The following is a 1,018-nucleotide window of genomic DNA, read 5'->3' as shown; positions in this document are numbered from 1 at the left end:
GGAAGGCCCGGCCTTCAGCACCCGCGCGGAATCGCTGACGAACCACAAACTCGGCTATGATGTCATTGGCATGACCAATCTCGGCGAGGCCAAGTGCGCGCGCGAGGCGGAGATGGCCTACGCCACCATGGCCATGATCACTGATTACGACTGCTGGAAAGTGGACGAGGCGCACGTGACCGTGGAAATGATCATTGCCAACCTGACCCGGAACGCCGCCACCGCCAAGGCTATCATCACCCGGGCCATTCCCCAGATTCCCACGACGCCGGGCTGGCCGTGCCATTCGGCGCTCCAAAACGCGATCATGACCGACCGGAAAGCGTGGCCCCAAAAGACCATCGCGCAACTGAAACCGATTCTCGCGAAATACTTGTGAGGGAATTCCCCCCAAACCATTTCGCGCAGGTTCTTCGATGTTTGTAATGGGTAAATGAGCTTGGCATCCACAAACTGTGCAGGCTGAAAGCCGGAAACATGACAGCCCAGGGCAACGCCCTGGGTGAGGCAGTCCCCGTCATTTCACGCCCTGAAAGGGCACCACAAAAAACGCGGCATCCCTTTGTTTTGCCCTTTCAGGGCAGGACTTTTGATGGGATCAATTCCCAGGGCGTTGCCCTGGGCTGTCATGTCATTGCGCTTTCAGCGCGCCAACGCCACGCATCGGGATATCCACGACAAACATCAAGGAACCTTCGCGCATTGAATCCCTGAACCAACGACTTAACGCCGGTCCGGTTTTCGCGGTTTCCCGCGCTCGACAAAATCCCGGTTGCCAGTCATGCTCGCTCCATGGCATTTGAACCCGAAGCGGCCTCGCCGCTGGACCAGCTCTGGCAGGAATACGCCGCGATTTACCGCGACTGGGATGATCTCCCCCTGGCGCGGTGGCTGGCGCAAACGCTGGGGCAGTTGGAAGGCCGCGTCTGGCGGCACACGCACCCGTTGGTGGGCGCCTATCGCCTGGCGGCGACAATTGCCCATGACCGCCAGATCTGGCTCAAGCGCCTGGCCACGC

At 60.1% G+C, this 1,018-nt stretch carries 1 protein-coding gene and 1 pseudogene; both read left to right on the top strand.

The genetic code is table 11. The features are described from left to right. Nucleotides 1-379: pseudogene (locus tag P4L78_RS01190) on the top strand (S-methyl-5'-thioadenosine phosphorylase); the annotation flags it as partial. 413 nt (nt 380-792) lie between these two features. Then, a partial coding sequence (locus P4L78_RS01185; RefSeq protein WP_309326412.1) for a hypothetical protein occupies nt 793-1,018 on the top strand: 226 nt, incomplete at its 3' end.

It is taken from the genome of Silvimonas sp. (genome assembly GCF_031291215.1).
Classification (GTDB): domain Bacteria; phylum Pseudomonadota; class Gammaproteobacteria; order Burkholderiales; family Chitinibacteraceae; genus Silvimonas; species Silvimonas soli.
This window is presented reverse-complemented; position numbering and strand designations above follow the sequence as displayed.